Consider the following 24,716-nt stretch of genomic DNA (forward strand, 5'->3'; position numbering starts at 1 on the left):
ACCAATCCCCGCGCCGTCGCCCTGCGCCTGATCGAAGTCCTCTTCGATCAGCGCCCTGTTCTCCGCACCGCCCGTCATGCCCCCGGCTCCCAGCCCGCCGCGCATGTGCGCCGTCTAGGGGTTGTGTGGGCTGCCAATGTCCACCACGAGGACCCGACGACCGGCGTGCCCATGCCGGAGATCTGCCAGGCATTCTTCAGAATCGCCTGAGGGCGCGCCGAGGCCCAGTCAGGCGACCAGCGCTGGCGCCGCCGGATCCGCGTGCCGCGGCACAGTGACGGTGTGGTCGCCGTTCACGCGCGCCACCAGGAGATCCGCGAAGGCCCCGGTGTCGCCGATGGCACCGGGCACCATGTCGATGCCGAGCGCTGCGCACCGGTCGACCATGCGGTCGCGCAGGATGCCCTCCGCCACCATGAAGCTCACCGCGACCACCCGCGACGCCTCGTCGCGCAGGCGCGGGACGACCTCTTCGACGGCGTCCCCACCGTCGAGCGCCGCCACGGCCCAGCGGCCCCAACCCAGCCGGGGCGAGGCGGCGATGGTCTCGGCCACCGCAGTCACGGCGGGGCGGTCGGAGGATCCTGCGACGAACACCAGCACCGCGGTGTCCGGTTCCGGCGGCACACCGGCCGCAGCGAGCGCCTCCTCGCAGGCCGCGAGCAGGCGAGAGTCCGGGCCGAGGGGCGGCGTGGGCGTCACCGGGGAACCGTGCGCCCCGAGCGCCGCCACGGCGGCCGGGATGTCGACCCTCGCGTGGTAGGCCTTGGTCAGCAGCACGGGGGCCGCGACGGCGGGCCGGCCCTGCAGTGCGTGGGCCACGTCATCGATCGTCGGGCCGTGGTGGTCCAGGTACGACGTGTGCACCTCGCGGCCCGGCTGGCGCAGCCGCACGGCGTCGGCGATCCGCTCGATGGCGGCCGCGTGGCGCGGGTCCGGCGAGCCGTGCGCGATGAGCACGATGTCCATCAGATCTCCGCCCCCGCGTAGCGGTCCGGGGCGTCTGCCATCCCGGCGGCCATCGTGGCACCGTCGGCTTCGTCGATCAACAGGAACGCTCCGGTGCGCCGCAGCTCGTGGTAGTCGTCGATGGGCAGGTCATCGGCCAGCCGGATGCGGACGCGGCCGATGTCGTTGAGCTCCAACTGCTGAGGGGCGCGGGTGTATTCGACGGCCTCGATGTCGAGCTGGTCCAGGATCTCCTCCACCAACGCGCGGACGGTGCGGGTGCCGGCCCGCAGCAGCACGCGGTCGCGGGGGCGCACCGGACGCTCGGAGAGCACGCACACCATGCCGCTGACGGTGCGGGTGACGTGCCCGGGCTCTTCCGCAGAGGCGAGCAGGTCGCCGCGCGAGATGTCGATGTCATCTGCCAACCTGACCGTCACCGACTGCGGCGCGAAGGCCTCAGTGAGCTCGCGCACCGTGCCGTCGGCCTGACCCTGGTCGATGCCGACGACGCGCGAGCGGCGGCCAGAGGGCAGCACGGCGATCTCTTCGCCCACCCGGACGATGCCGGCGGAGATGCGTCCCGCGTAGCCGCGGTAATCGCGATGCCCGTCCGATTGCGGGCGGAGCACGGCCTGCACGGGCAGCCGCAGCGGCTGGGTGGCCGGGTTTGTGCCCACGGGCACCGCCTCGAGGTGCTCGAGCAACGTCGGGCCCGAGTACCAGGGTGTGTTGGCGGAGCGCTCCACCACGTTGTCGCCCCGCAGCGCCGAGAGCGGCACCGCGAGCACGTTCTGGATGTCGAAGCGCGCGGCCACCGTGCGGGCATCAGCGACGATCTCGGTGAAGCGGGATTCATCCCAGTCGACGAGGTCCATTTTGTTCACCGCGATCGCGACGTGCCGCACTCCCAGCAGCCCCGTCACCGCGAGGTGCCGACGCGTCTGTTCGACGACGCCGTGCCGCGCGTCCACCAGGATCAGCGCCAGCTCTGCCGTCGAGGCGCCGGTGACCATGTTGCGCGTGTACTGCACGTGGCCGGGGGTGTCGGCGAGTACGTAGGAGCGATTGGCCGTCGAGAAATAGCGGTACGCCACGTCTATGGTGATGCCCTGTTCGCGCTCGGCGCGCAGACCGTCGGTCAGCAGCGCCAGGTCCGGTCCCTCGAGCCCGCGCTCGCGGGACACCCGGTCCACGGCGTCGAGCTGGTCCGCCAGCACGGATTTGGTGTCGTACAACAGCCGGCCCACGAGCGTGGACTTACCGTCGTCGACGGAGCCCGCGGTGGCCAGACGGAGAAGGTCGTGCGTGCTCATCAGAAATACCCCTGCTTCTTACGGTCTTCCATCGCAGCCTCGGAGAGGCGGTCGTCGGCACGCGTGGCGCCGCGTTCCGTGATCCGCGAGGCAGCCACCTCGAGGATGACGTCCGACACCTCGCGGGCATCGGATTCGACGGCGCCGGTGCAACTCATGTCGCCGACGGTGCGGTAGCGCACCGTGCGGGTCTCGAGCGTCTCCCCGTTGGTCGGGCCGCCCCAATCGCCTGGCGCGAGCCACATGCCGTCACGCTGGAACAGTTCGCGTCGGTGGGCGTAGTACAGGCTGGGCAGTTCGATCTGCTCCCGCTCGATGTAGCGCCAGACGTCCAGCTCCGTCCAGTTGGACAGCGGGAACACCCGCACGTGTTCGCCCGGCGCATGCCGGCCGTTGTACAGGTCCCAGAGTTCGGGCCGCTGCCGACGGGGGTCCCAGGCGCCGAACGAGTCGCGCAGCGAGAAGACGCGCTCCTTGGCCCGGGCCTTCTCCTCGTCGCGGCGGCCGCCCCCGAAGACGGCGTCGAACCGGCCCTTCTCAATGGCGTCGAGCAGCGGCACTGTCTGCAGCGGGTTGCGGGTACCGTCGGCGCGCTCACGGAGCCTGCCGTCGTCGATGTAGTCCTGCACGCTGGCCACGTGGAGCCTGGCGCCGACGCGCTCGACGGTGCGGTCACGGTAGTCAAGCACCTCCGGGAAGTTGTGCCCGGTGTCGACGTGCAGCAGCGAGAACGGCAGCGGGGCGGGCGCGAACGCCTTGAGCGCCAGGTGCAGCATGACGACGGAATCTTTGCCGCCGCTGAAGAGGATCACGGGGCGTTCGAACTCGCCCGCGACCTCGCGGAAGATGTGGATGGCCTCTGATTCGAGGTGTTCCAGGTGGCTCAGGATGTAGCTCATGTGTGTAGTCCGCATTCCGTCTTGTTCTTGCCCGACCATCGGCCGGCCCGGGGATCCTCGCCGGCCGCGACCGGCCGGGTGCAGGGCTGACAACCGATGGACGGGTAGCCCTTCTGGCGCAGCGGGTTGAGGTGGACGTCCTCCTCGAAGGCGAACCGGTCGACGTCGTCGTCCGTCCACGCCGCGATGGGGTTGATCTTGATCATGGCGCGCTTGGCATCCCAACCGACGAGCGTGATGTCGGTACGGGTGGGCGCGTCGACGCGGCGCATCCCCGTCACCCATGCACTGTGCCCACTGATGGCGCGCTCCAGGGGCTCGACCTTGCGGATCGCGCAGCAGCGATCGGGGTTGGACTCGAAGAGCCGTGGCCCGTGCTGGGCAGCCTGCTCGTCGACGGTGAGCAGCGGCAGGACCGTCCGCAGCCGGACCCGGCCGGCGTAGTGGTCGCGCGTCTCGAGGGTTTCCGGGAAGTGGAAGCCCGTGTCGAGGAAGAACACGTCGAGCGACGGGGCGCTCTGGGCGATCAGCTCGACGAGCACCTCGTCGCCCATGGACGAGGCGGCCGTCACGTCGGAGCCGAACGTGTCGGCCGCCCAGCTGAGCACCTCGCGGCTGAGCGCCACCCGCCCGAGGTGCCCCTGATACCGCTCATCGGCCTCCAGCCCCGTGAAACGCGCCTGCGCCTCAGCCGCGGTGTCGATGAGGGTCATCGGAGGTCGTCCTCCTCCGCGCGGTGCGCCCACTGACGGAAGGATTCCCCGTCGATCCGCTGCGCGAGGAAGGTGCGAGCGAGCCGCTCGATGTACTCCGGCAGGTCTTCGGCCGCGACCTTCAGCGCCCGCGTCTTGCGCGCGAGCTGGGGCTCGAAGCCCAGGCCGCCGCCCAGGTGCACCTGGAAGATCTCCGTCAGGTTGCCGTCGGCGTCCTGCTGCACCATGCCCTTGAGGCCGACGTCCGCCACCTGAGTGCGGGCGCAGGCGTTCGGGCACCCGTTGACGTGGATGGTGAACGGCACGTCGAAGTCCGGCAGCCGAGCCTCGAGTTCCTCGACGACGGTGCGTGCCCGGGCCTTGGTCTCGACGAGCGCCAGCTTGCAGAACTCGATCCCGGTGCAGGCCATCACACCCCGGCGGAACTCAGAGGGGCGCGCCTGCAGGTCGAGTGGGTTGAGCGCCGCGACGAGGGCCTCCGTGTTCTCCAGGGGGACGTCGAGCACCAGCAACTTCTGGTGCGGGGTGAGGCGGACGCGCCCGGACCCGTACTGCGACGCCAGGTCGGCGATGCGCTTGAGGCGCGTGCCGGAGACGCGGCCGGCGATGGGGGCCACGCCCACCCAGAACAGCCCGTCGTTCTGCGGGTGGATGCCGATGTGGTCACGGCGTGCCTGCGACACGTCCGGGGCCGGACCGTCCACGAGGCGGCGGTGGAGGTACTCGTCCTCCAGCACCTGCCGGAACTTCTCCGGGCCCCAGTCCGCCATGAGGAACTTGAGGCGTGCCTTGTTGCGGAGGCGGCGATAGCCGTAGTCGCGGAAGATCGACGTGACGCCGGCCCACACGTCGGGGATCTCGTGCAGCGGCACCCATGCGCCCAGCCGCTGCGCGAAGATCGGGTTGACGGACAGTCCGCCGCCCACCCACAGGTCGAAGCCCGGCCCGTGCTGCGGGTGCACCACGCCGACGAACGAGATGTCGTTGGCCTCATGCACGATGTCGAGCGTGGTGTTGCCGGAGATGGCTGTCTTGAACTTGCGCGGCAGGTTGGAGAACTCCGGGTTGCCGATGTAGCGCTCCAGGATCTCCCGCACGGCGGGGGTGCCGTCGACCAGTTCGTTCGCCGCGATCCCCGCCACCGGGGAGCCGAGGATCACTCGCGGCACGTCGCCGCAGGCCTCGATGGTGGAGAGCCCCACCGCTTCGAGACGCTCCCAGATTTCAGGGACGTCCTCGATGCGGATCCAGTGGAGCTGGATGTTCTGGCGGTCCGAGATGTCCGCGGTATCGCGCGCGAACTCGGAGGAGATGCCGGCGATCACCCGCAGCTGATCGTTGGACAGGGCGCCGCCGTCGGAGCGCACGCGCATCATGAAGAATTCAGCGTCGAGCTCCTCGGGCGCCAGCGTGGCCGTCTGGCCACCGTCGATGCCCTCCTTGCGCTGCGTGTAGAGGCCCCACCACCGCATGCGGCCCCGGAGGTCGTCGCCGGGGATCGACGCGAAACCCTGCTTCGAGTACACGTCGATGATCCGCTGGCGGACGTTCAGGCCGTCGTCGGCCTGCTTGAGTACCTCGTTCGGGTTGAGCGGGGTCTTGTCGCCGTCCGCCCACGCGCCGGTCACCTGTACGCGCTTGGGCCGCGCTGCCACATCAGTCATGGGGGGTCCTTCTCTGGGGCCTTGTCACCCGCCCACAACCTCCCAGGGGGCCCACGTCATTCCCCACATCGCCTCCAGCGAACATGTCAATCGTTCAACTACGCGTCACGGGTACGCCCCGTGCGGTACCCCCGCCCTCGACGGCGATGCCGTGGATGCCGATGAGGCCGAGGAACACGGTGTCATAGGTGCCCCGCACCGTGACCTGAGCGCCCGAGGCCTGCGTGAGCCGGACGTCCGCGGTGTAGCCGGCTGCCTGGGCGAAACCGAGGGCCTCGCGCTTGCCGGCCGCGATGTCCAGCCTGACGCCGGCGTCCGTCAGCGACACCTGATGCGTGGCGGCGCGGGCTGCCTGGGCCGCGATCTCCCGGGCCTCCTGCTCGGCCGCGGCGTGTCCGGCGAAGTCCACCCCGAGGCCGACGGTGACGATGAACGCGGGGAGGGCCACCGCTGTCCAGACGGACAGCGACAGCCCTCTCTCGTTTCTGCGACGCATGCCGCCATTGAACAGGTCTCCCGGGTCACCGTGTCCGGTGCTGCGGTCAGGCTGTGGACAACTCAGAGCACGGATCCCGGGCGGTAGGCCGCGGCCTCGGGATCAGCCTCGACGATCTCCGCCACCCGGGCGACGACGCGCGCCACCTGCGCCTGGGCCGTGCCGGCCAACTCGAGGGGGCTGCCCACGAGCCCGCCCAGTTCGTCGCGCGTGAGGCCGAGCCTGTCGTCGGAGGCCAGCCTGTCGAGCAGGTCGTTGGTGCGCGCGCCCTCGCGCAGATCCAGCGCCACGGCGACGGCGTGCTCCTTGATCGCCTCGTGCGCCACCTCGCGGCCGACGCCCTTGCGCACCGCCGCCATCAGCACCTTGGTGGTGGTGAGGAAGGGCAGGTAGCGCTCGAGTTCGGCCTCGATGACAGCCGGGAAGGCGCCGAAGTCGGCCAGCACCGTGAGGAAGGTCTCGAACAGCCCGTCGAGGGCGAAGAACGCGTCGGGCAGCGCGACGCGGCGCACCACGGAGCAGGACACGTCGCCCTCGTTCCACTGGTCGCCGGCGAGCTCACCGAGCATCGACACGTAGCCGCGCAGGATGACCGCGAGGCCGTTGACGCGCTCGCAGGAGCGGGTGTTCATCTTGTGGGGCATGGCCGACGAGCCGACCTGGCCCTCCTTGAACCCCTCGGTGACCAGTTCGATGCCTGCCATCAGGCGGATGGTCGTGGCTACATTCGAGGGAGCGGCGGCGATCTGTGCGAGGGCGCTCACCGCGTCGTAGTCCAGGGAGCGCGGGTAGACCTGACCGGTGGAGGTGAACACCGCGCCGAAGCCGAGTTCCTCAGCGATGCGGCGTTCCAGCTCGGCCAGCTTGTCGGCGTCGCCCCCGAGAAGGTCCAGCATGTCCTGCGCCGTCCCGACGGGGCCCTTGATACCGCGGGCCGGGTAGCGGGCGATCAGGTTGTCGAGCCGGTCGAGCGAGACGAGCAGTTCGTCGGCGGCGGTGGCGAACCGCTTGCCGAGCGTGGTGAGTTGCGCGGCGACGTTGTGCGAGCGGCCTGTGAGTGGCTGGTCGGCGTACTGCGTGGCCAGGCGGGCGAGCTCGGAGAGCGTGGCGACGACGCGGACGCGTACCACCCTCAGCGATTCGAGCACCTGCAGTTGCTCGATGTTCTCGGTGAGGTCGCGCGAGGTCATGCCCTTGTGGATGTGCTCGAACCCGGCGAGCGCGTTGAATTCCTCGATGCGGGCCTTCACATCGTGGCGGGTGACGCGCTCGCGCTCATCGATGGAAGCCAGATCCACCTGGTCGACGACGCTCTCGTAGGCCGCGATCACTTCGTCGGCGTCAGCACCGCCGAAGTCGACGCCGAGGTCGCGCTGGGCGCGGAGCACGGCGAGCCACAGCTTCCGTTCGGAGATGATCTTGGCCTCCGGGGCCCAGATCTGGCGCATCTGCGTCGATGCGTAACGGTTGGCCAGCACATTGGGGACGCTCATGGCGCGTAATCCTATCGTCCGGGCACCTTCGGACATTTTGACCGCGCGAAAAACAGGCACCGTGCCCGGCAGGGGGCGACGTGTGCCTGTCTCGCACGCTCCAGCTATGTCACCGCGCGGTGAGCGCTCCCACGAGGTGGGGCTTGCCCTCTTTGTTCACCACGGCGAAGGTGGAGGCGCCGTCGTGACCCGCGGCGGTGAAGCCCACCTTGCCGGGCAACATGATGGGTTTGGCGAACTGCACCTGCACTTCGTACGCCTCCGGCAGGCGACCTCCCAATGCGGCCACCGCCCGCGCATGCGTCCACATGCCGTGGATGATCGGGCGCGGGAAGCCGAAGAGCCTCGCCGTGAGCGGGTACAGGTGGATGGGGTTCGAGTCACCGGAGACCCTGGCATACTGGCGGCCGAGATCCGCGGGCAGCCGCCACAGTTGCGACGGCGCCGTCGTGGGCGCAGGCAGGCGCACCGACTTCCCTGGTTCGCCGTCGACCTTCGCGCCGGTGGCCAGATAGTTGGAGGTGCCGCTCCACACCAGTTCGTCGCTCGCATGGATCTCGCCGACCATGTCGAACGCCGCGCCCTTCGCATGGGGCGCCAGGTTCTCCGTCCGCACCGACATCCTCAGGCGCTCCCCCACCCGGACCGCCCGGTGGAGACGCATCGTGTTGGTCACGTGCACGAGCCCGGCCAGGGAGAACGGGAAGTCGTCCTGCGCCATCAGCGCCGCCTGGAGCGGGAACGTCTGCACGTGCAGCCACGTGGCCGGCACCTCGTCGCGGAGGGAGAAGCCGGTGACCCGGCAGTACTGGGCGAGCCGCGCCACGTCCTGCTGGTGGTCCATCACCAGGAAGGATCGGTCCGGCAGTTGGGCGCGTCGGCCCTTCTTGGTCACCGCACCGGTCAGGGCCTTGAGCAGCAACTTGTTGACGTCGGGCAGTTCCCGCAGCTCAATCACATCGCGTCCCATGGCTCACGCCCCCACGAGGTTCTGGCCACACACCCGGAGGACCTGGCCGTCGACTCCGCCGGAGGCGGGGCCGCAGAGGTAGGCGAGCGTCTCGGCGACATCGACGGGCTGACCACCCTGGCTCAGCGAGTTGGTGCGGCGGAAGATCTCGCGCTGCAGGAACGGGATGGCCGCGGTCATCTCCGTTTCGATGAAACCCGGAGCTACCGCGTTGGTCGTGATGGGCCGGTCCTTGAGTTCGTCGCGCATCGCCCACACCAGGCCCATGACGCCTGCCTTCGAGGCCGCGTAGTTGGTCTGGCCCTTGTTACCGGCGACACCGGAGGTGGAGGCGATCCCGACGATTCGGGCCTCCTCGCTGAGCCCGCCGGGCACGTCGTTGTTCAGGAGGTACTCGTTGATACGCATCTCGGCGGCGAGATTCACGTCGAGGACGGAGCCCCACAGTTTCTCGTCGAGGTTGGCGAGCATCCTGTCGCGGGTGATGCCCGCGTTGTGGACGACGGCCCAGATTTCGCGGCCCGGGTACCGGGAGGCGACATGCGCAGCGATGCGGGCCCCCGCGTCGGGAACCGTGATGTCGAGCTGCAGCGCGGAGCCGTGCACCTCGTTGGCGACCTTGGCCAGCGCGTCGCCGGCACCGGGGATGTCGACGGCGACCACCAGGGCGCCGTCGCGGGCAAAGGTGCGTGCGATCGCCGCACCGATGCCCCGGGCGGCGCCCGTCACCACGACGATGCGGTCCGCGAACGGCCGGTCCGTCACGTCATGGGCGATCTTCGCCGGCCCGACGCGCCACGCCTGGCCGGAGACGAACGCCGAGCGGCCCTCCAGCAGGAACGACATCGTCGACGCGAGGTCCGAGGCAGACGCCCCACCGCGCAGGAACACCAGGTTGGACGTGGCGCCGCCCCGCAGTTCCTTACCGACGGTGCGGTTGATGCCGTCGATCGCCTGGGCCACGGTCTTCGCCTCGAGGCCCTCGACCTCCGAGGCATCGGTGGCGAGGAGGATGACGCGCCCGGAGGGTTCCAGCCCGCGCATGACGGGGCGCAGCAACTGGCGCAGACCTTCCAGCTGGGCGATCTCCCGCAGCCCCGTCGCGTCGACGACGAGGGCACCCGGTCGTTGGGGATAGCGCGGCGCCTGGGCGCGCCCCTTCTCGTCCTTGGTCCGGTTGTCGGCCACGTCCAGCAGCGGCTCCCCTGGCGTCACGCCCAACAGCGCGAGCGTTTCGCGGGCGATGCCGCCGCCGTCGAGTTCACCCAGCAGCACCTCGCCCGTCGGCATGGTGCGGCCACGACGCAGGGCGGGGGGTTCTGACACGCCCAGCTTGCCGGCGACGAACTTTCCGGCGGGCGTGCCGTAGATCATTTCGAGGATGTCCATGTCAGGCCTCCAGAATGGCGACGATGCCCTGGCCACCGGCCGCGCAGATCGAGATCAGCCCGCGCGAGCCGGGCCCCTTGGCTGCCAGCATCTTCGCGAGCGAGGCGGCGATCCGGCCGCCGGTGGCGGCGAACGGATGCCCCGTGGCCAGCGACGACCCCTTCACGTTCAGCTTGGCGCGGTCCACTTCGCCCAGCCCCTGCTCCTCGAGCGACTTGAGGGTGGCCACCACGGTGGATGCGAACGCCTCGTGGAACTCGTAGAGGTCGAAGTCCTGCAGCGTGAGCCCGTTGCGCTTCAGCAGTTCCGGGATGGCCCGGGCGGGGGCCATCAGGAGGTCCTCGGAGCCGGTCACGTAATCCGACGCGGCGACCTGCGCATCGACGACCTTCGCCAGCACCGGCCACCCCTTGGCCCGGGCATGTTCCTCCTCCGCGAGCAGCACCAGCGCGGCACCGTCGGTGAGTGCCGTGGAGTTGCCGGCCGTCATGGTGGCGTTGTCCCTGCCGAACACGGTGCGCAGCTTGCCCAGCGCGTCCATGGTGGTCTCGGGCCGCAGGATGCCGTCCTTCGCGACATTCAGATAGGGGGTGACGAGGTCGTCGAAGAAGCCCTCGTCCCAGGCCCCGGCGAGCCGCTGGTGCGACTGGTAGGCCAGTTCGTCCTGCTCTTCGCGACTGACGCCCCACTTGGTGGTGGTCATCGCCTGGGACTCGCCCATGCTGAGCCCGGTGCGGGGCTCCACGACGGCGGGCGGCACCGGCATCAGGTCCGCCGGGCGCAGCTTGCTCAGCGCGGCCAGTTTCTCGGGTACGTTCCTCGCCCGGTTCAGGGCGAGCAGAGCCCGACGCAGCGGTTCAGTGACGACGATGGGCGCATCCGAGGCGGAGTCGACACCGCCGGCGATCGCCACGTCGGCCTGGCCGAGCCGGATCTTGTTCGAGGCGTAGACGACGGCCTCCAGGCCGGTTGCGCAGGCCTGCTGGAGGTCGCACGCCGGCGTCAACGGCGACAGTGCCGAGCCGAGCACCGCCTCGCGGGTGAGGTTGAAGTCGCGGGTGTGCTTCAGGACGGCCCCGGCCACCACCTCGTCGACCTTCTGCCCGGCCAGCCCGAAGCGGGCGACCAGGCCGTCGAGGGCGGCCGTGAGCAGGTCCTGAGCGGAGGCCGCGGCGTACTTGCCGCCGGCCTTGACGAACGGGGTGCGGTTACCGCCGACCACCACCGCAGTGCGTGAGTTCATGAGGGATCCTCCGGAGCGCGGAAACATTATGTGTGACCGAGGGTAGCAGGTACGCGGAGTTTCGGGTACCGTGAGTTACATGAACAAGGTTGAGCAGATCGTCGACGGTCGCGCCGCCCGCTGGGAGCAGCACAACACCGAGCGTCGGCAGACGCTGGTGGAGGGCGCCGTAAAAGCGATCCGCAAGCACGGCCCGGGCGTCGGCATGGATGAGATCGCCGCCATGGCGCAGACCTCCAAGACGGTGTTGTACCGGCACTTCGGCGACAAGGCCGGGCTGTACCAGGCCGTCGTCGCGTCGGTGCACACGTTCATCCTGCGGAAGTTGCCGCTGGAGAAGGGCGAGCACATGCACCCGGCAGAGCTCGTCTCGCAGGTGGCCGACGCCTACCTCGCCGTGGTGGAACGCGACCGCAACCTGTACCTGTTCGTGACCTCGCGACCCACGGGCGACACGCCCACGTCAGACCCGGTGGGCTCCATCACCGCCCGGATCGGCGACCAGGTCGCGGAGGCGATGCGTGCCTGGTTACGGCGCGAGGGGCTCGACGAGGACCCCGCCAACATCTGGGCCCACGGCGCCGTCGGTTACATCTGGGCCGTGGCAGACCGGTGGATCGTCACCAATCTGCGCCGCCCCAGAGCCGACGTCGTGGCCTACATCAACCAGTTCTTCACCCCGGCTTTCGAAGCACAAAAGACACAAAGGAGTGACACCCCATGACCATCACCCCCACCGGCGAAGGCCTGCGACGTGCCCTGGACGGTCCGTTCCATGCGCTGAAGCAGCGTTGGCGTAACGAGGTGAGCGCAGACGACGTGGTCCGCGACACCGACCTCAGCATCGAAGAGGCCCGCGAGTGGACGTTGGACAGGCTCAAGCGGCTGGCCCAGCGCGAGTTCGTGACCGCCGGCTTCCCCGCCGCGCAGGGCGGCACCGGCACCTCGGCCGAATCAGTGGCCAACTTCGAGATGATGGCCATGGGGGACCTCTCCCTCACCATCAAGTCCGGCGTCCAGCACGGCCTGTTCGGCGGCGCCATCACCAACCTCGGTACCCAGTGGCACCACGAGACGTTCCTGCCGGGCGCGATCGACGCGTCCCTTCCCGGTTGCTTCGCCATGACGGAACTGGGCCACGGCTCGGACGTGCAGTCCATCGAGACCTCCATCACCTGGGACGCGGAGACCGGCGAACTGGTCGTCCACTCCCCCAGCCCGACGGCGGCGAAGGCCTACATCGGCAACGTCGCCCGGGACGGCCGCATGGCCGCGGTCTTCGGCCAGCTGTGGGTCAACGACGTGCACCATGGCGTCCACGTGGCGCTCGTGCCCATCCGCGACGAGCAGGGCGACCCCATGCCCGGCGTCACCATCGGCGACCACGGCCACAAGGGCGGCCTCCTGGGCGTCGACAACGGCACCCTCATGTTCGAGCACGTGCGCGTGCCGCGCCGGATGCTGCTGGACCGCTACGGCGGCGTCGACGAGAACGGCGACTACCACTCGCCGATCGAGTCGCAGAACGCGCGCTTCTTCACGATGCTGGGCACCCTGGTGCGCGGCCGCATCTGCGTGGGGGGCGGCGCCGCGTCGGCCACCCGCAAGGCGCTGAGCATCGCGGTGCGCTACGCCAACCGCCGCCGCCAGTTCCGCCAGCCGGGTCTGGGCGAGGAGATCCTGCTGATGGACTACCTGCAGCACCAGCGCAGGCTGCTGCCGGACGTGGCACGCGCCTACGCCTACGGCTTCGCGCAGAACGAGGTGTCGCTGCAACTGCAGCGGATCATGGAGGCCGACGGCTCGGATCCGCAGGCCGCCCGCGAACTCGAGACGCGGGCAGCCGGGATGAAGGCCGTGCTGACCCGCTGGGCCAACGACACGTTGCAGGAGTGCCGCGAGGCCAGCGGCGGCGCCGGCTACATGTCGGACAACGGCATCACACTCGCCCGCCAGGACGCCGACATCTTCGCCACGTTCGAGGGTGACAACACCGTGCTCCTGCAACTGGTGGCCAAGGCGCTGCTGCTGGACTACAAGTCCACCTGGGGCGACATGGACCTGGCCGGCACCGCGCAAAAGACGGCCAAGCTCCTGGGCGGCCGCTTCCTGGAGCGGACCACAGCCCGTTCGGCCATCGACAGGCTGGTGGCGACGGCGAAGCGCAAGCCGGAGGCAGAGCAACTGCGGGCCCGAGGTTGGCACGTCGAGATGTTCGAGTACCGCGAGCGCCACATGGTCGAGGGCCTCGCCCAGCGCATGCGCGCGGCGGGCAGGGCCAAGTCGTTCGAGGCGATCAACGCCTGCCAGCCGCACATGATCGAGGCGGCCAAGGCCCACGTCGACCGCGTGGTCCTGGAGGCCTTCATCGCGGGCATCGAGGAGTGCGGCGACGACTACGTCAAGGCGTTGCTGATCAAGGTGTGTGACCTGCACGCGCTGGCCACCATCGAGACGAACCGGGCCTGGTTCCTCGAGCACGAGGTGTTCGACGCCAGGCGCAGCAAGACGATCACGTCCACCGTCGATGCGTTGTGCGGTGAGTTGCGCCCGCAGTCGCTGGCGCTGGCGGAGGGTCTGGGCGTGCCGGAGGAATGGCTCGTCCATCCGCGCAGGGCCGTGCCGCCGATGATGCAGGCTGAGGCTCCCGTCGCCGAAGCGGAGGAGTTGCGCAAAGTCAGCTGATCGCGATCTCGGACTGAGTGTGGGGCAACTCCACCCAGGTGCGTCCGGGCGCCATCGCCAGGGGTCTGCCGCCGGCGACCGTGAAGGTGAACTTCTCCGCGATGGCGCCCTTCGCCCAGGTTCCCGTGACGGCCTTGCCGCCTTGGAGGTAGAAGAACGGACCGCTGTTGTCGACGATGTCGACGACGGGGTCGGCCGCGCCGCCGCCCTTCCAGATCTTGTCCATCCGCCAGGCGGCCTGGATGATGAGCACGTTGTCGCAGACCAATTGGATGTCACCCTCGACGATGTGCGGTCCCCAGGGCTGCGTGCGGGCGTACTGCCGGCTGCCGGGGTCGTACTCGTAGCTCATGGCGAAGTCGCGGCCGTAGGGCACCTCCACCCTGTGACCGGCGCTGCCCGCGGTCGCTGACGACTGCGCGGGGTCTGCCACGAAGGGGAGGTAGTCGGCCGGGGGCGGCGCCGTCATGCGTTCGGCGAGCCGGGCCATCTCCGCGGGGTGGGCCATGATCGCCCGGTCGAACTGGCTCTTGCCGTTGGCCTTGTAGATCCGTGACCGGTCCACGCTGTAGGCGCCCTTGTCGCGCCACTCGAGGTAGGTCATCCGCTCGAGGTGCTCGTCGTGGGCCTTGACGTAGTTCATCACCCATTCCGCCGCCCCGGTGTTGCCCAGCACCGGGCCCATGGGGCTCAGCAGCGGGACGTCGACCGGGCGCATGGAGCGGATGGGGCCGACTGCCGCGGGGTACCTGCTGTGGAACACCGGCACGAGGCGCGTGTAGGAATCGCCGTTGGGCTGGCAGAACCACATGTCCGCGTCGGCGAAGCCGGCGGTCTGGGGGTTCTCCTGCTTGAGGTTGGGCACCTTGACCGCGACGGCGGGGCCGAGCAGCGTCGCGGCGTCCTCCACCGGCAGCCAGGTGAGGGGCGCGCGTGTCACCGGGGCAGGCGACGGGCTGGGCGAGGGCGACGGCTTCGGCGACGCCTTCTTCGACGGCGAGGGGCTGGGGGTCGGCGACTCGACGGTGGGCTGTTGATCCGTGGCGCAGCCCGCCAGTGCAGCGGTGCCGCCGAGCATGCCGAGAAGTAGGTGCCGACGCGTCGTCACTGACGTCCCCCTTGGTCGCTTACAAAATCGCCTCATGCTAGCGGAGGCGGACGCGGCCGATCAGCGCGGGAGACGATCAGCGCCAGAAGTGATCAGTGCGGGATGCCGATGTCTGTGCGGTTGAACCCGTCGGCGTAGTCGATGCGACCCAGGAGTCCGTAGGCGTTGGCGCGGGCCTCGTCCACGTCGGCGCCTCTGCCCACCACGCCCAGCACGCGCCCGCCGGCCGCGACCAACTGGTCGCCGTCGAGGCGGGTTCCGGCGTGCAGCACGTAGGCATCCGTCTCGTCGTAAGGCAGGTTGATCGCACCGCCGGGAGACGGGACGCCCGGATACCCGGCCGCGGCCTGCACGACGACCAACGCGGCACCGTCGCGCCACTCGAGCTCTCCCACGGTGTCGAGCTCACCGCGGGCCGCGGCCCGGAGCACCCCGGCCAGCGGGGTCTTCAGCAGGGCCAGAACCGCCTGGGTTTCCGGGTCACCGAAGCGGACGTTGAATTCGACGATGCGCAGCCCCTTCGACGTGAGGGCCAGGCCCGCGTAGAGCAGCCCGACGAAGGGCGTACCGCGTCGACGCATCTCGGCGAGGGTGGGGTTGATGACCTCGTCCATCACCTGCTGGGTGAGGCCGGGCTGGGCCCACGGCAGCGGGCAGTATGCGCCCATTCCGCCGGTGTTGGGGCCGGCGTCGTTGTCGCCCACCCGCTTGTAGTCCTGGGCGGGCAGCAGGGGCAGCGCCCGTTCGCCGTCGCAGATGGCGAACAGCGAGGCTTCGGGGCCGTCGAGGAAGTCTTCGATCACGACGCGCCCGCAGCTCTCCGCGTGCGCGAGGGCCTCGTCGCGGTCGTTGGTGACGACGACGCCCTTCCCGGCCGCGAGGCCGTCGTTCTTCACGACGTAGGGGGCGCCGAACTCATCCAACGCCGCTTCGTACTCGTCGCGGGTGGTGCAGACGCGCGCATCGGCCGTCGGCACGCCTGCTGCGCGCATGACCTCCTTCGCGAACGCCTTGGAGCCTTCGAGGACCGCCGCCTCTCTCCCGGGGCCGAACGCGTCGATGCCTTCGGCGCGCAACGCATCCGCGACTCCGGCCACCAGCGGCGCCTCGGGGCCGATCACGACGAGGTCGATGGCGAGCCGTCGCGCGAGGTCCAGCACCGCTTCGGGGTCCGCGGGGTCCGCGGAGTGGAGCGTGGCGATGGCGGCGAGCCCGGGGTTGCCTGGCACGGCGTGCAGCTCGGTGACGGAGGGATCAGCGACGAGGGCGCGGCCGAGCGCATGTTCGCGGCCGCCCGAGCCCAGCAGGAGGATCTTCACCCGCGACAGCCTAGTGGGCTACCGTGAGATCAGAGCGCAGGCGGATGTTCGTCGTCGGCGATGGGCTCGTGCTCGACGTCTTCTTCGATGTGCTTCTGGGTGCCGATCCGCATGCCGAACCAGGCCACCAGAGCTGTGGCTCCCACGGGGATGACCCACCACCAGTTCCACGGGAAGCCGCCCTCGCTGGTGGCGGCGATGATGAACCCGAGGCCGAACAGGGCGGCCCCGACCGCCAGGGCGATCACGATCCATTTCATTCTCGGCTGCACGGCCCCTCCTCGGATGGTTGATTGTCCGACCCTACGCATCTGACGGGTCACGATCACCACCCCGAGAGGTGCCACGGGTGGGCTCCACCACCGGCCAGGCGACATGGACGCACCCGTCCCGCAGGCTCACGCAGGCCCGCAGCTCGCCGATCGCGACCTTCTCGATCTGCCGGATCCGCTCGCGGCCCACGCCGTAGGCCCGGCCGATCTCCTCCAGGGTCTGCGGCTCCCCGCAGAACCCGAACCGGCGGCCCAGCACGTCCACGGCGCGCGCATCGCTGAAGACGAGCGGGTCCAGGAGCACGCGGCGCAGCCACTCCCCCTCGAGCGCCTCGCCGACCCCGGCCGTCTCGTCCACGAGCACCCCGCCGAGCCAGTCTGCGCCCAGCCCGTCCTCGCAGAATTCCAGGCCGACGGGGGTGCGTAGCTCCGCCAGCCACCTGATCATCTCCGGGTTGATCCCCTCCGATTCCAGGAACTCCCGGTTGTCCTCGGTGAACCGGCGCCAAGAGCCGCTGCCCTGGGCGGCGAAGAGGCCCGCCGCGCGTCGGTACACCGCATCCGTGTGGACCGGGATGCGGATGAGGCCCCCCTGGTCGGCTTCGGCGCGCCTCACCGTCTGCGCGAGCCACCAGAGGGCATACGCGGCGAACGTGGTGCCCAGTGTGTGGTCGAACTTCTCGACGGCGCGGACCAGCGCTGCGGCGGCTTCCTGGGCCCGGTCCTCCGACGGCAGCCGGCCGTTCCCCGACGCGCCAGCCACCCGCAGCACCAAGGGCAGGTGGCGTTCGATCACCCGCCTCTTGGCCTCGGCCCCCGCCTCGGTCACCCGTTCCAGTTTGGCCCGGGCCCACCGTCGATCCCCCTGCGCCAGCAGGTGGGTGGCGTAGAGCCCAGCCTCGATAGCCGTCCACGTGCCCCGCTCGGCGCTGATCCGCTGATGCATGGTCGCTCCCCCTCATCCGGTTGGGAACGACGCTATTAGGACACTCGGACAATTCCGGGCGACGGCCCGGCTGCTAGGGGGCGTCTCCAGGGTGCTGGGCGTCGTACTCGGCGTCCGCACGGTCGGCCGCTTCCTGGGAGCGCTGGATCACCAGGCGGAACCCGACGATCACCGCGATGAACGCGCCGCCGAGGGGCACGGCCCACCACCAGTCCCAGCCGATGCTCTCCTGGGTCACGGCGATGATCACCGTGCCGATCATGAACACGGTGATCAGCGCGATGAGCGCAATGACCAGGGGACGAACCCGCACGTCAGATCAGGTTGTGGATGGCGACCGACTGCTCGCGGCCCGGCCCCACCCCGATGCCGCTGATGCGCACGCCGATGAGGTGTTCGAGGCGCTTGACGTACTCCTGTGCCTTGACCGGCAGCTCGTCGAACGTGCGGGCGCCTGAGATGTCCTCGTGCCAGCCGTCGAGGTATTCGTAGACGGGCTTGGCGTGGTGGAACTCGGACTGCGTCATCGGCATGACGTCGTGGCGCACGCCGTCGACCTCGTAGGCGACACACACGGGGATCTTGTCCCAGCCGCTGAGGATGTCGAGCTTGGTGAGGAACACGTCGGTGAAGCCGTTGATCTTGCAGGCCTGCTCCACCAGCAGTGCGTCGAACCAGCCGCAGCGACGGGGGCGTCCGGTGGTGGCGCCGAACTCGCCGCCGATCTCGCGCAGCTTCTCCCCGTCCTCGTCGAACAGTTCGGTGGGGAACGGGCCCTCGCCGACACGGGTGGTGTAGGCCTTCGCGATGCCGACGGTTCGGTCGATCCGCGTGGGGCCGACGCCGCCGCCCGTGGTGGCACCGGCCGCCGTGGGGTTCGACGAGGTCACGTACGGGTAGGTGCCCTGGTCGACGTCGAGGTGGTGCGCCTGGGCGCCCTCGAACAGCACGACCTTGCCCTCGTCGAGCGCATCGTTGACGAAGCGGCCGGAGTCGATGATGTAGGGCCGGATGGTGTCGGCGTGCGCGAGCAGCGACTCGACGATCTCCTCCGGCATGATCGGGCGGCGGTTGTACACCTTGACCAGCAGCTGGTTCTTCTGGTCGAGCGAGGCTTCGATCTTCTGCCGCAGGATGGACTCGTCCAGGATGTCCTGGATGCGGATGCCGAGGCGGTTGACCTTGTCGGAGTAGCAGGGGCCGACGCCGCGGCCGGTGGTGCCGATGCGGCGCTTGCCGAGGAAGCGCTCGGTCACCTTGTCGATCACCTTGTGGTACTCGGTGATGATGTGCGCGTTGGCCGACACGTAGGGGTGCGGCACGTCGACGCCGCGGTCCTTCAGCACGCGCAGTTCACCGGCCAGGACGTCGAGGTCGACGACGACGCCGTTGCCGATCACCGTCGTGGTTCCGGGGTTCAGGATGCCGGACGGCAGCAGGTGCAGGACGAACTTCTCGCCGCCCACCACCAGCGTGTGTCCGGCGTTGTTGCCGCCGGAGTAGCGCACACAGAGATCCACCCTGTCGCCCAGCTGGTCCGTCGCCTTGCCCTTGCCCTCGTCGCCCCATTGCGCTCCGACAACCACCACACTCGGCATCTGGCTACTCCCATTCGTACATAGAGATGGCCCCGCGCGTCGCTTGGGGCCGTGCCACCGCAGTCTACCCCTCCAGGGTGGACCCCACGCGGCGCTCCTCAAAGGGCGGCGAAAGGTTGGGCACAGAGCCCCCACCGATTGCGCACGGATGGAAGAATAGAACCTGACGCGCGCACGCGCGCCGTGCAAAGACGCAGGAGTAGCGTGATGAAGAAATTGATCAATTCCCCTGACGACGTCGTCCGGAATGCTCTGAAGGGCGTCGAGGCCTCAGATCCGGAAGTCCGCGTGGATCACGACAACCGCATCGTCTACCGCGCCCAGCAGAAGGACCAGGGCAAGGTCGCCCTCATTTCCGGCGGCGGTTCCGGCCACGAGCCGATGCACGGCGGCTTCGTCGGGTTCGGCATGCTCGACGCCGCGTGCGCCGGTGAGATCTTCACCTCCCCCACCCCGGACCAGATGCTCGTGGCGACCACCACTGTCGACGGCGGGGCGGGCGTGCTGCACATCGTGAAGAACTACACCGGCGACATCATGAACTTCGAGATGGCGGCCGAGCTCGCCGCCGACGCGGGGATCACCGTCGAGACGGTCATCGTGGCCGACGACGTGGCGGTGCAGGACTCCCTCTACACGGCGGGTCGCCGCGGTGTCGGCACGACGGTGCTGCTGGAGAAGATCGTCGGCGCCGCAGCCGAGGAGGGCCGCGACCTGGCGGCAGTGAAGGACCTGGCGCAGAAGGTCGCCGACAACGGCCGTTCGATGGGCATGGCGCTCACGTCCTGCACCGTCCCCGCCGCTGGCCGGCCCACGTTCGACCTCCCGGAAGACCAGATGGAGATCGGCATCGGCATCCACGGTGAGCCGGGGCGGCACCGCGAGCCCATCGGCGACGCGAAGTCCGTGGCCAGGCAACTGGTGGAGCCCATCCTGCACGACCTCGACTTCACCGGCGCCCCGGTCATCGCCATGCTCAACGGCATGGGCGGCACCCCGCTCATCGAGCTGTACCTGATGTACGGCGAAGTCATCGACCTGCTGGGCGAGGCCGGCGTCCGCGTCGAGCGCAACCTGGTGGGCAACTACATCACCAGCCTGGACATGGCCGGCTGTTCGCTCACTCTGCTGCGTGCAGATGACGACATCATCGGCCTGTGGGACGCGCCAGTGCGGACCGCCGGGCTACGGTGGGGCCTGTGAGCGAGAACGAACTGACCCTCGACGACCTCGCGGAGTGGCTGCGCCGGTTCGCGCAGATCGTCGACGAGAACAAGATCTACCTGACCGATCTGGATTCGGCCATCGGTGACGCAGACCACGGTGCCAACATGGCCCGCGGCACCGCGGCCGTCGTGACCACGCTGGACGAGGCCAACAGCATCGATGCGCTGTTGAAGAAGGCGGGGATGACGCTGGTCAGCACGGTCGGCGGCACCGCCGGCCCGCTCTACGGCACGCTGTTCATGAAGATGGGCATGGCCACGGGCCAGGTCGTCACGCTAGGCGCGGCAGACTTCGCGAAGGCCCTGCGCTCCGGCATCGACGGCCTGATCGCCCGCGGGAAGACGGAGCTCGAGGACAAGACGATGGTCGACGCGCTGCTGCCGGCCATCGACGCCCTCGACGCCGCGCTGGACGAGGGCGCCACCCTGAAGGACGCCATCGAATCGGCACAGGAGGCCTCGGCCGCCGGTCGTGACGCGACCGTCCCGCTGGTCGCCCGCAAGGGCAGGGCCAGCTACCTCGGTGAACGCTCGGCCGGCCACATGGACCCGGGAGCAGCCTCGGCCACCTACCTCTGGGACGCGTTGTCGCACGTGGTGCAGGCCTGATGGCTGTCGGCATCGTCGTCGTCTCCCACTCGCGGCGGCTCGCTGAGGCGGCCGTCGACCTCGCGCTGCAGATGGTCCACGACGACCCGCCGCCCATTGCCCTGGCGGCCGGCACCTTCGACGGCGGCATCGGCACGGACGCGACGGCGGTGACTTCTGCGATCTCAGAGGTGGACCAGGGCGACGGCGTGGTGATCTTCGTCGACATCGGGTCCGCCGTGATGAGCGCGGAGCTGGGTATCGAGCTCTACGGCTTCGGCGGCCACGACATCCGCCTCCTCGCCGCGCCCTTCGTCGAGGGCATCATGGCCGGGGTGATCAAGGTGGCCAGCGGAGCCGGCATCGACGAGGTGGAGGCCGAGTGCGTGGCGGCGATGGGCCCGAAGCAGGCCCACCTCGGCACCCCGGAACAGGTGAGTGCGGCCCCCGAATCGAACCGATCGGCGCAGGCGCGCGGTGAGGCGCGGTTGGTGAACGAGGCAGGGCTCCACGCCCGGCCGGCTGCGATGTTCGTCGCAAAGGCCCGTCAGTTCGACGCCCAGGTCCTGGTCAGCAAGGGCGTCATCGGCCCGGTTCCCGCCACGAGCAGCATCGGGCTCGCCACGCTGGACGCCCGGATGGGCGACTCCCTCTTCATCGAGGCCACCGGCGCTCAGGCGCAGGAAGCCGTCGACGCACTGGTGCGTCTGATCGAGTCCGACTTCGCAGGCTGAGCCTTCAGGCAGGCTCGGTGGCGAGCGCCTGGTACGCCTCTTCGGACGAGTCACGCAGGAACTGCGCGCAACGGTCCTGTTCCTGGGCTTCACCGATCCGACCCGCCGCAACGCTCAGCGCGTACAACGCCCGGAGGAAGCCCCGGTTGGGCTCGTGCGCCCAGGGGATCTGACCGCTGCCCTTCCAACCGTTGCGACGCAGCAGGTCCAGCCCGCGGTGGTAGCCGGTGCGGGCGTAGGCATAGGCGGCGATGTCGTTGCCCAGGTCGCCTTCAGCCAGGCAGGTCTCGGCGAGCAGTGCCCAGCAGAGCGAGCTCTCAGGATGCGACGCCACGACGTCGAGGAAGCCCCCGCTGCCCCGCTCCACGATCGCTTCGAGAGCGGGGTCCTCGGGCAGGTGGACCACGACGTCGGATGCCATGAGATTGGGGTGCGTCTCGCTCATGGCGACAGCCTACACAGCCCGCGTCACAGCACCCCGAAGGCACTCCGCGTCGGTCCCCGGCGACGCCCCGGCGTCCAGCACCGATGCTCAGACGTTTGCTCATGCACCTCACTGGTACCTCCAGCCTGCTCCCCGCCGACCGGCGACACCATGGAGCTACGTCGCGTATGCGGGCCGACACGTCAGTTGCGTCAGTCGAGGCAGAACTCGTTGCCCTCGGGGTCCTGCATCACGATCCAGCCCGCCTCCCCGTTGTCGGGCGCAGGTTCCTCCCGCCGCACCCGTCTGGCGCCGAGGCCGACGAGCCGCCCGCACTCCGCTTCCAGCACCTCCATCCGGTCGGCCCCCACCTGCCCGGGCGCGACCCGCACGTCGAGATGGAGCCGGTTCTTGACCACCTTGCCCTCCGGCACCCGTTGGAAGAAGACCCTCGGGCGCACGCCGTCCGGGTCGATGATCGCGTTGATCGAGTTCCACTGGTCCCGGGGCACACCCCAGGCGACGAGCTGTTCCTCCCAGGTGTCGAATTCCGGCGGCGCCTCACGCACGTAGCCCAGCACCTCGCACCAGAATTGGCCGAGCGCCAGGGGGTCAGCGCAGTCGAAGGTAACCTGGAAGTCGAAGCGTCGCGGCATGCCACCAGTGTGGGCCTTTTTCTCCGTGGCCGCTTGCGGGCCGTACACTTTCCCGCGGCCCTCCGCCTTCTATCTCTGGGAGACCCCCATGCCCCAACGTTCCGATCTGCGTAACGTGGCGATCATCGCCCACGTCGACCACGGAAAGACCACCCTCGTCGATGCCATGCTGTGGCAGTCGGGTGCTTTCCGGGAAGGCTCGGACGTCAACAACCGGGTGATGGACTCGATGGACCTCGAGCGCGAGAAGGGCATCACCATCCTCGCGAAGAACACCGCCGTGCACCACCGCCGTCCCAACGGCGAGGACACCATCATCAACATCATCGACACGCCCGGCCACGCCGACTTCGGCGGTGAGGTCGAGCGCGGCCTCGAGATGGTCGACGGTGTGATCCTTCTCGTGGACGCCTCTGAGGGTCCGCTCCCCCAGACCCGCTTCGTCCTGCGCAAGGCGCTCGCGAAGAAGCTCCCGATCATTGTGGTGGTCAACAAGGTGGACCGCGCGGACGCCCGCATCTCCGCCGTCGTCGAAGAGACCTACGACCTGTTCATCGACCTGCTCGACGACGACGCGGCCGATGGCCTCGACTTCCCCATCGTCTTCGCCTCCGCCAAGGCGGGCCGCGCGTCGACGACCCAGCCGGCGGACGGCACCATGCCCGACAGCCCCAACCTGGAACCGCTGTTCGACACCCTGTTCGACACCATCCCCGCCCCCGAATACGAAGAGGGCGCCACGCTGCAGGCGCACGTCACCAACCTCGACGCCTCTCCGTACCTGGGTCGCCTCGCGCTGCTGCGCGTCGTCGCCGGTGAACTGAAGCGCGGCCAGCAGGTGGCCTGGTGCAAGACCGACGGCACCATCCAGAACGTCAAGCTCACCGAACTGCTGCGCACCGAGGCCCTCGACCGGGTGCCCGCGGAGAGCGCCGGCCCGGGCGACATCGTCGCCATCGCCGGCATCCCGGACATCATGATCGGCGAGACCCTTTCGGATCCGGAGAACCCCAAGCCGCTGCCGCTCATCGCGGTCGACCAGCCGTCGATCTCCATGACCATCGGCATCAACACGTCGCCGCTCGCCGGCAAGTCCGGCAAGAACCTGACGGCCCGCCTCCTCAAGGCCCGCCTGGACCAGGAACTCATCGGCAACGTCTCCATCCGCGTCTCGCCCACCGAGCGTCCCGACACCTGGGAGGTCCAGGGCCGAGGCGAACTGCAGCTCGCCATCCTCGTCGAGATGATGCGCCGCGAGAACTTCGAGCTCACCGTGGGCAAGCCCCAGGTGGTCACCCAGGTCATCAACGGCAAGGTCCACGAGCCGATCGAGCGCCTCACCGTCGACATCCCCGAAGAGTTCGTCGGCACTGTGTCCCAGCTCATGGGGCTGCGCCGCGGCCGCATGGAACAGCTGGTCAACCACGGCACCGGCTGGGTCCGCCTCGAGTTCATCGTCCCGGCACGCGGCCTGATCGGCTTCCGTACCGAGTTCCTCACCGAGACGCGCGGTACCGGCATCATGAACCACGTCGCCGAGGGCTACGAGCCCTGGGCCGGCGACTTCCGCACCCGCCCCACAGGCTCGCTGGTTGCGGACCGCACCGGCTCGGTCACGTCGTACGCGCTGTTCAACCTGCAGGAGCGCGGCACGCTGTTCGTCTCCCCCGGCGCGGAGGTGTACGAGGGCATGATCGTGGGCGAGAACCCGCGTCCCGAGGACATGGACGTCAACCCCACCAAGGAGAAGAAGCTCACCAACGTGCGCTCCTCCACCGGTGACGAGCTCGAGCGGCTGATCCCCGCCAAGCAGATGTCGATGGAACAGCAACTGGAGTTCTGCGCGGCCGACGAGTGCCTCGAGGTCACCCCGGCCGTCGTGCGCATCCGCAAGGTGGTCCTCAACGGCAACGAGCGTCAGCGCGAGCGCAACCGCCAGAAGAAGAACTAGCCCGGACACGTAGAACGCCGGGCGTGCCTTGGGGGGATCTGCACGCCCGGCGTCCATGTTGCGGCCACGTTGCCGCTA

24 protein-coding genes are annotated in these 24,716 nt (G+C 69.3%); 6 read left to right on the forward strand and 18 right to left on the reverse strand.

Annotation, left to right across the window (positions count from 1 at the left end):
- Positions 1 to 228: 228 nt before the first annotated feature.
- The 10 genes from ACX1DX_RS07430 to ACX1DX_RS07475 form a co-directional block, all read right to left on the reverse strand.
- Entirely contained in the window at positions 229 to 969 is a 741-nt protein-coding gene (locus ACX1DX_RS07430; RefSeq protein ID WP_459398121.1) for a sirohydrochlorin chelatase, read from the reverse strand.
- Positions 969 to 2,264 (reverse strand): sulfate adenylyltransferase subunit CysN, encoded by a 1,296-nt coding sequence (cysN, locus tag ACX1DX_RS07435; protein ID WP_459398122.1) that lies wholly within the window; start codon positions 2,262 to 2,264, stop codon positions 969 to 971. The genes ACX1DX_RS07430 and cysN overlap by 1 nt, the downstream gene beginning before the upstream one ends.
- Positions 2,264 to 3,163, reverse strand: coding sequence for a sulfate adenylyltransferase subunit CysD (gene cysD, locus ACX1DX_RS07440; RefSeq protein WP_198928267.1), 900 nt, complete (start codon positions 3,161 to 3,163; stop codon positions 2,264 to 2,266). Before cysD ends, cysN begins: the two co-directional genes overlap by 1 nt.
- Positions 3,160 to 3,876, reverse strand: a complete 717-nt coding sequence (locus tag ACX1DX_RS07445; RefSeq protein WP_459398123.1) for a phosphoadenylyl-sulfate reductase — start codon at positions 3,874 to 3,876, stop codon at positions 3,160 to 3,162. The genes cysD and ACX1DX_RS07445 overlap by 4 nt, the downstream gene beginning before the upstream one ends.
- Positions 3,873 to 5,540, reverse strand: a complete 1,668-nt coding sequence (locus ACX1DX_RS07450; protein WP_459398124.1) for a nitrite/sulfite reductase — start codon at positions 5,538 to 5,540, stop codon at positions 3,873 to 3,875. Before ACX1DX_RS07450 ends, ACX1DX_RS07445 begins: the two co-directional genes overlap by 4 nt.
- A 94-nt stretch (positions 5,541 to 5,634) precedes the next feature.
- Positions 5,635 to 6,036, reverse strand: coding sequence for a pilus assembly protein (locus ACX1DX_RS07455; protein ID WP_182765279.1), 402 nt, complete (start codon positions 6,034 to 6,036; stop codon positions 5,635 to 5,637).
- A 62-nt stretch (positions 6,037 to 6,098) separates the two neighbouring features.
- Entirely contained in the window at positions 6,099 to 7,529 is a 1,431-nt protein-coding gene (gene purB / locus ACX1DX_RS07460) for an adenylosuccinate lyase (RefSeq protein ID WP_459398125.1), read from the reverse strand.
- 109 nt (positions 7,530 to 7,638) lie between these two features.
- Positions 7,639 to 8,499 carry a MaoC family dehydratase gene (locus ACX1DX_RS07465; RefSeq protein ID WP_459398126.1) on the reverse strand — a complete coding sequence of 287 codons (861 nt, stop codon included), beginning with the start codon at positions 8,497 to 8,499 and terminating at the stop codon, positions 7,639 to 7,641.
- Positions 8,500 to 8,502: 3 nt separating this feature from the next.
- Entirely contained in the window at positions 8,503 to 9,888 is a 1,386-nt protein-coding gene (locus ACX1DX_RS07470) for a 3-oxoacyl-ACP reductase (RefSeq protein ID WP_459398127.1), read from the reverse strand.
- 1 nt (position 9,889) lies between these two features.
- Positions 9,890 to 11,131, reverse strand: coding sequence for an acetyl-CoA C-acetyltransferase (locus ACX1DX_RS07475; protein WP_459398128.1), 1,242 nt, complete (start codon positions 11,129 to 11,131; stop codon positions 9,890 to 9,892).
- A 79-nt stretch (positions 11,132 to 11,210) separates the two neighbouring features.
- Here ACX1DX_RS07475 and ACX1DX_RS07480 point away from each other — a divergent pair, with 79 nt between their 5' ends.
- Both ACX1DX_RS07480 and ACX1DX_RS07485 read left to right on the forward strand, forming a co-directional pair.
- Entirely contained in the window at positions 11,211 to 11,855 is a 645-nt protein-coding gene (locus ACX1DX_RS07480) for a TetR/AcrR family transcriptional regulator (protein WP_459398129.1), read from the forward strand.
- Complete coding sequence (locus ACX1DX_RS07485; protein WP_459398130.1) at positions 11,852 to 13,816, forward strand: acyl-CoA dehydrogenase family protein; 1,965 nt, start codon at positions 11,852 to 11,854, stop codon at positions 13,814 to 13,816. The genes ACX1DX_RS07480 and ACX1DX_RS07485 overlap by 4 nt, the downstream gene beginning before the upstream one ends.
- Here ACX1DX_RS07485 and ACX1DX_RS07490 read toward each other — a convergent pair.
- The 6 genes from ACX1DX_RS07490 to ACX1DX_RS07515 form a co-directional block, all read right to left on the reverse strand.
- The gene (locus ACX1DX_RS07490; protein WP_459398131.1) at positions 13,809 to 14,924 is read right to left on the reverse strand and encodes a DUF3048 domain-containing protein; all 1,116 of its coding nucleotides are present in this window, start codon (positions 14,922 to 14,924) and stop codon (positions 13,809 to 13,811) included. The genes ACX1DX_RS07485 and ACX1DX_RS07490 overlap by 8 nt on opposite strands.
- Before the next feature lie 92 nt (positions 14,925 to 15,016).
- Positions 15,017 to 16,243 carry a phosphoribosylamine--glycine ligase gene (gene purD, locus ACX1DX_RS07495; RefSeq protein WP_459398132.1) on the reverse strand — a complete coding sequence of 409 codons (1,227 nt, stop codon included), beginning with the start codon at positions 16,241 to 16,243 and terminating at the stop codon, positions 15,017 to 15,019.
- Positions 16,244 to 16,272: 29 nt separating this feature from the next.
- Positions 16,273 to 16,503 (reverse strand): hypothetical protein, encoded by a 231-nt coding sequence (locus tag ACX1DX_RS07500; RefSeq protein WP_076061967.1) that lies wholly within the window; start codon positions 16,501 to 16,503, stop codon positions 16,273 to 16,275.
- Positions 16,504 to 16,546: 43 nt separating this feature from the next.
- Positions 16,547 to 17,461, reverse strand: a complete 915-nt coding sequence (locus ACX1DX_RS07505; protein ID WP_459398133.1) for a sigma-70 family RNA polymerase sigma factor — start codon at positions 17,459 to 17,461, stop codon at positions 16,547 to 16,549.
- Between the two features lie 73 nt (positions 17,462 to 17,534).
- A complete protein-coding gene (locus ACX1DX_RS07510) occupies positions 17,535 to 17,774 on the reverse strand; it encodes a hypothetical protein (protein ID WP_459398134.1) in 240 nt (79 codons plus the stop codon).
- 1 nt (position 17,775) lies between these two features.
- A complete protein-coding gene (locus ACX1DX_RS07515) occupies positions 17,776 to 19,059 on the reverse strand; it encodes an adenylosuccinate synthase (RefSeq protein WP_459398135.1) in 1,284 nt (427 codons plus the stop codon).
- A 207-nt stretch (positions 19,060 to 19,266) separates the two neighbouring features.
- Here ACX1DX_RS07515 and dhaK point away from each other — a divergent pair, with 207 nt between their 5' ends.
- The 3 genes from dhaK to dhaM are packed head-to-tail and all read left to right on the forward strand — an operon-like array spanning position 19,267 to position 21,607.
- Positions 19,267 to 20,262 (forward strand): dihydroxyacetone kinase subunit DhaK, encoded by a 996-nt coding sequence (gene dhaK / locus ACX1DX_RS07520; RefSeq protein ID WP_459398136.1) that lies wholly within the window; start codon positions 19,267 to 19,269, stop codon positions 20,260 to 20,262.
- Positions 20,259 to 20,894, forward strand: a complete 636-nt coding sequence (gene dhaL, locus ACX1DX_RS07525) for a dihydroxyacetone kinase subunit DhaL (protein WP_459398137.1) — start codon at positions 20,259 to 20,261, stop codon at positions 20,892 to 20,894. Before dhaK ends, dhaL begins: the two co-directional genes overlap by 4 nt.
- A complete protein-coding gene (gene dhaM / locus ACX1DX_RS07530; RefSeq protein ID WP_459398138.1) occupies positions 20,894 to 21,607 on the forward strand; it encodes a dihydroxyacetone kinase phosphoryl donor subunit DhaM in 714 nt (237 codons plus the stop codon). The genes dhaL and dhaM overlap by 1 nt, the downstream gene beginning before the upstream one ends.
- A gap of 4 nt (positions 21,608 to 21,611) precedes the next feature.
- Here dhaM and ACX1DX_RS07535 read toward each other — a convergent pair whose 3' ends face one another.
- The gene (locus ACX1DX_RS07535; RefSeq protein ID WP_083665527.1) at positions 21,612 to 22,052 is read right to left on the reverse strand and encodes a DUF3151 domain-containing protein; all 441 of its coding nucleotides are present in this window, start codon (positions 22,050 to 22,052) and stop codon (positions 21,612 to 21,614) included.
- Between the two features lie 191 nt (positions 22,053 to 22,243).
- On the reverse strand, positions 22,244 to 22,687 hold the full coding sequence (locus ACX1DX_RS07540) for a VOC family protein (protein WP_459398139.1): 444 nt from the start codon (positions 22,685 to 22,687) through the stop codon (positions 22,244 to 22,246).
- An 88-nt stretch (positions 22,688 to 22,775) separates the two neighbouring features.
- On the opposite strand from ACX1DX_RS07540, the gene typA reads away from it, so the two are divergent.
- Positions 22,776 to 24,638, forward strand: a complete 1,863-nt coding sequence (typA, locus tag ACX1DX_RS07545) for a translational GTPase TypA (RefSeq protein ID WP_076061951.1) — start codon at positions 22,776 to 22,778, stop codon at positions 24,636 to 24,638.
- Positions 24,639 to 24,716: the final 78 nt, after the last annotated feature.

It is taken from the genome of Tessaracoccus zhenghani, assembly GCF_054552775.1.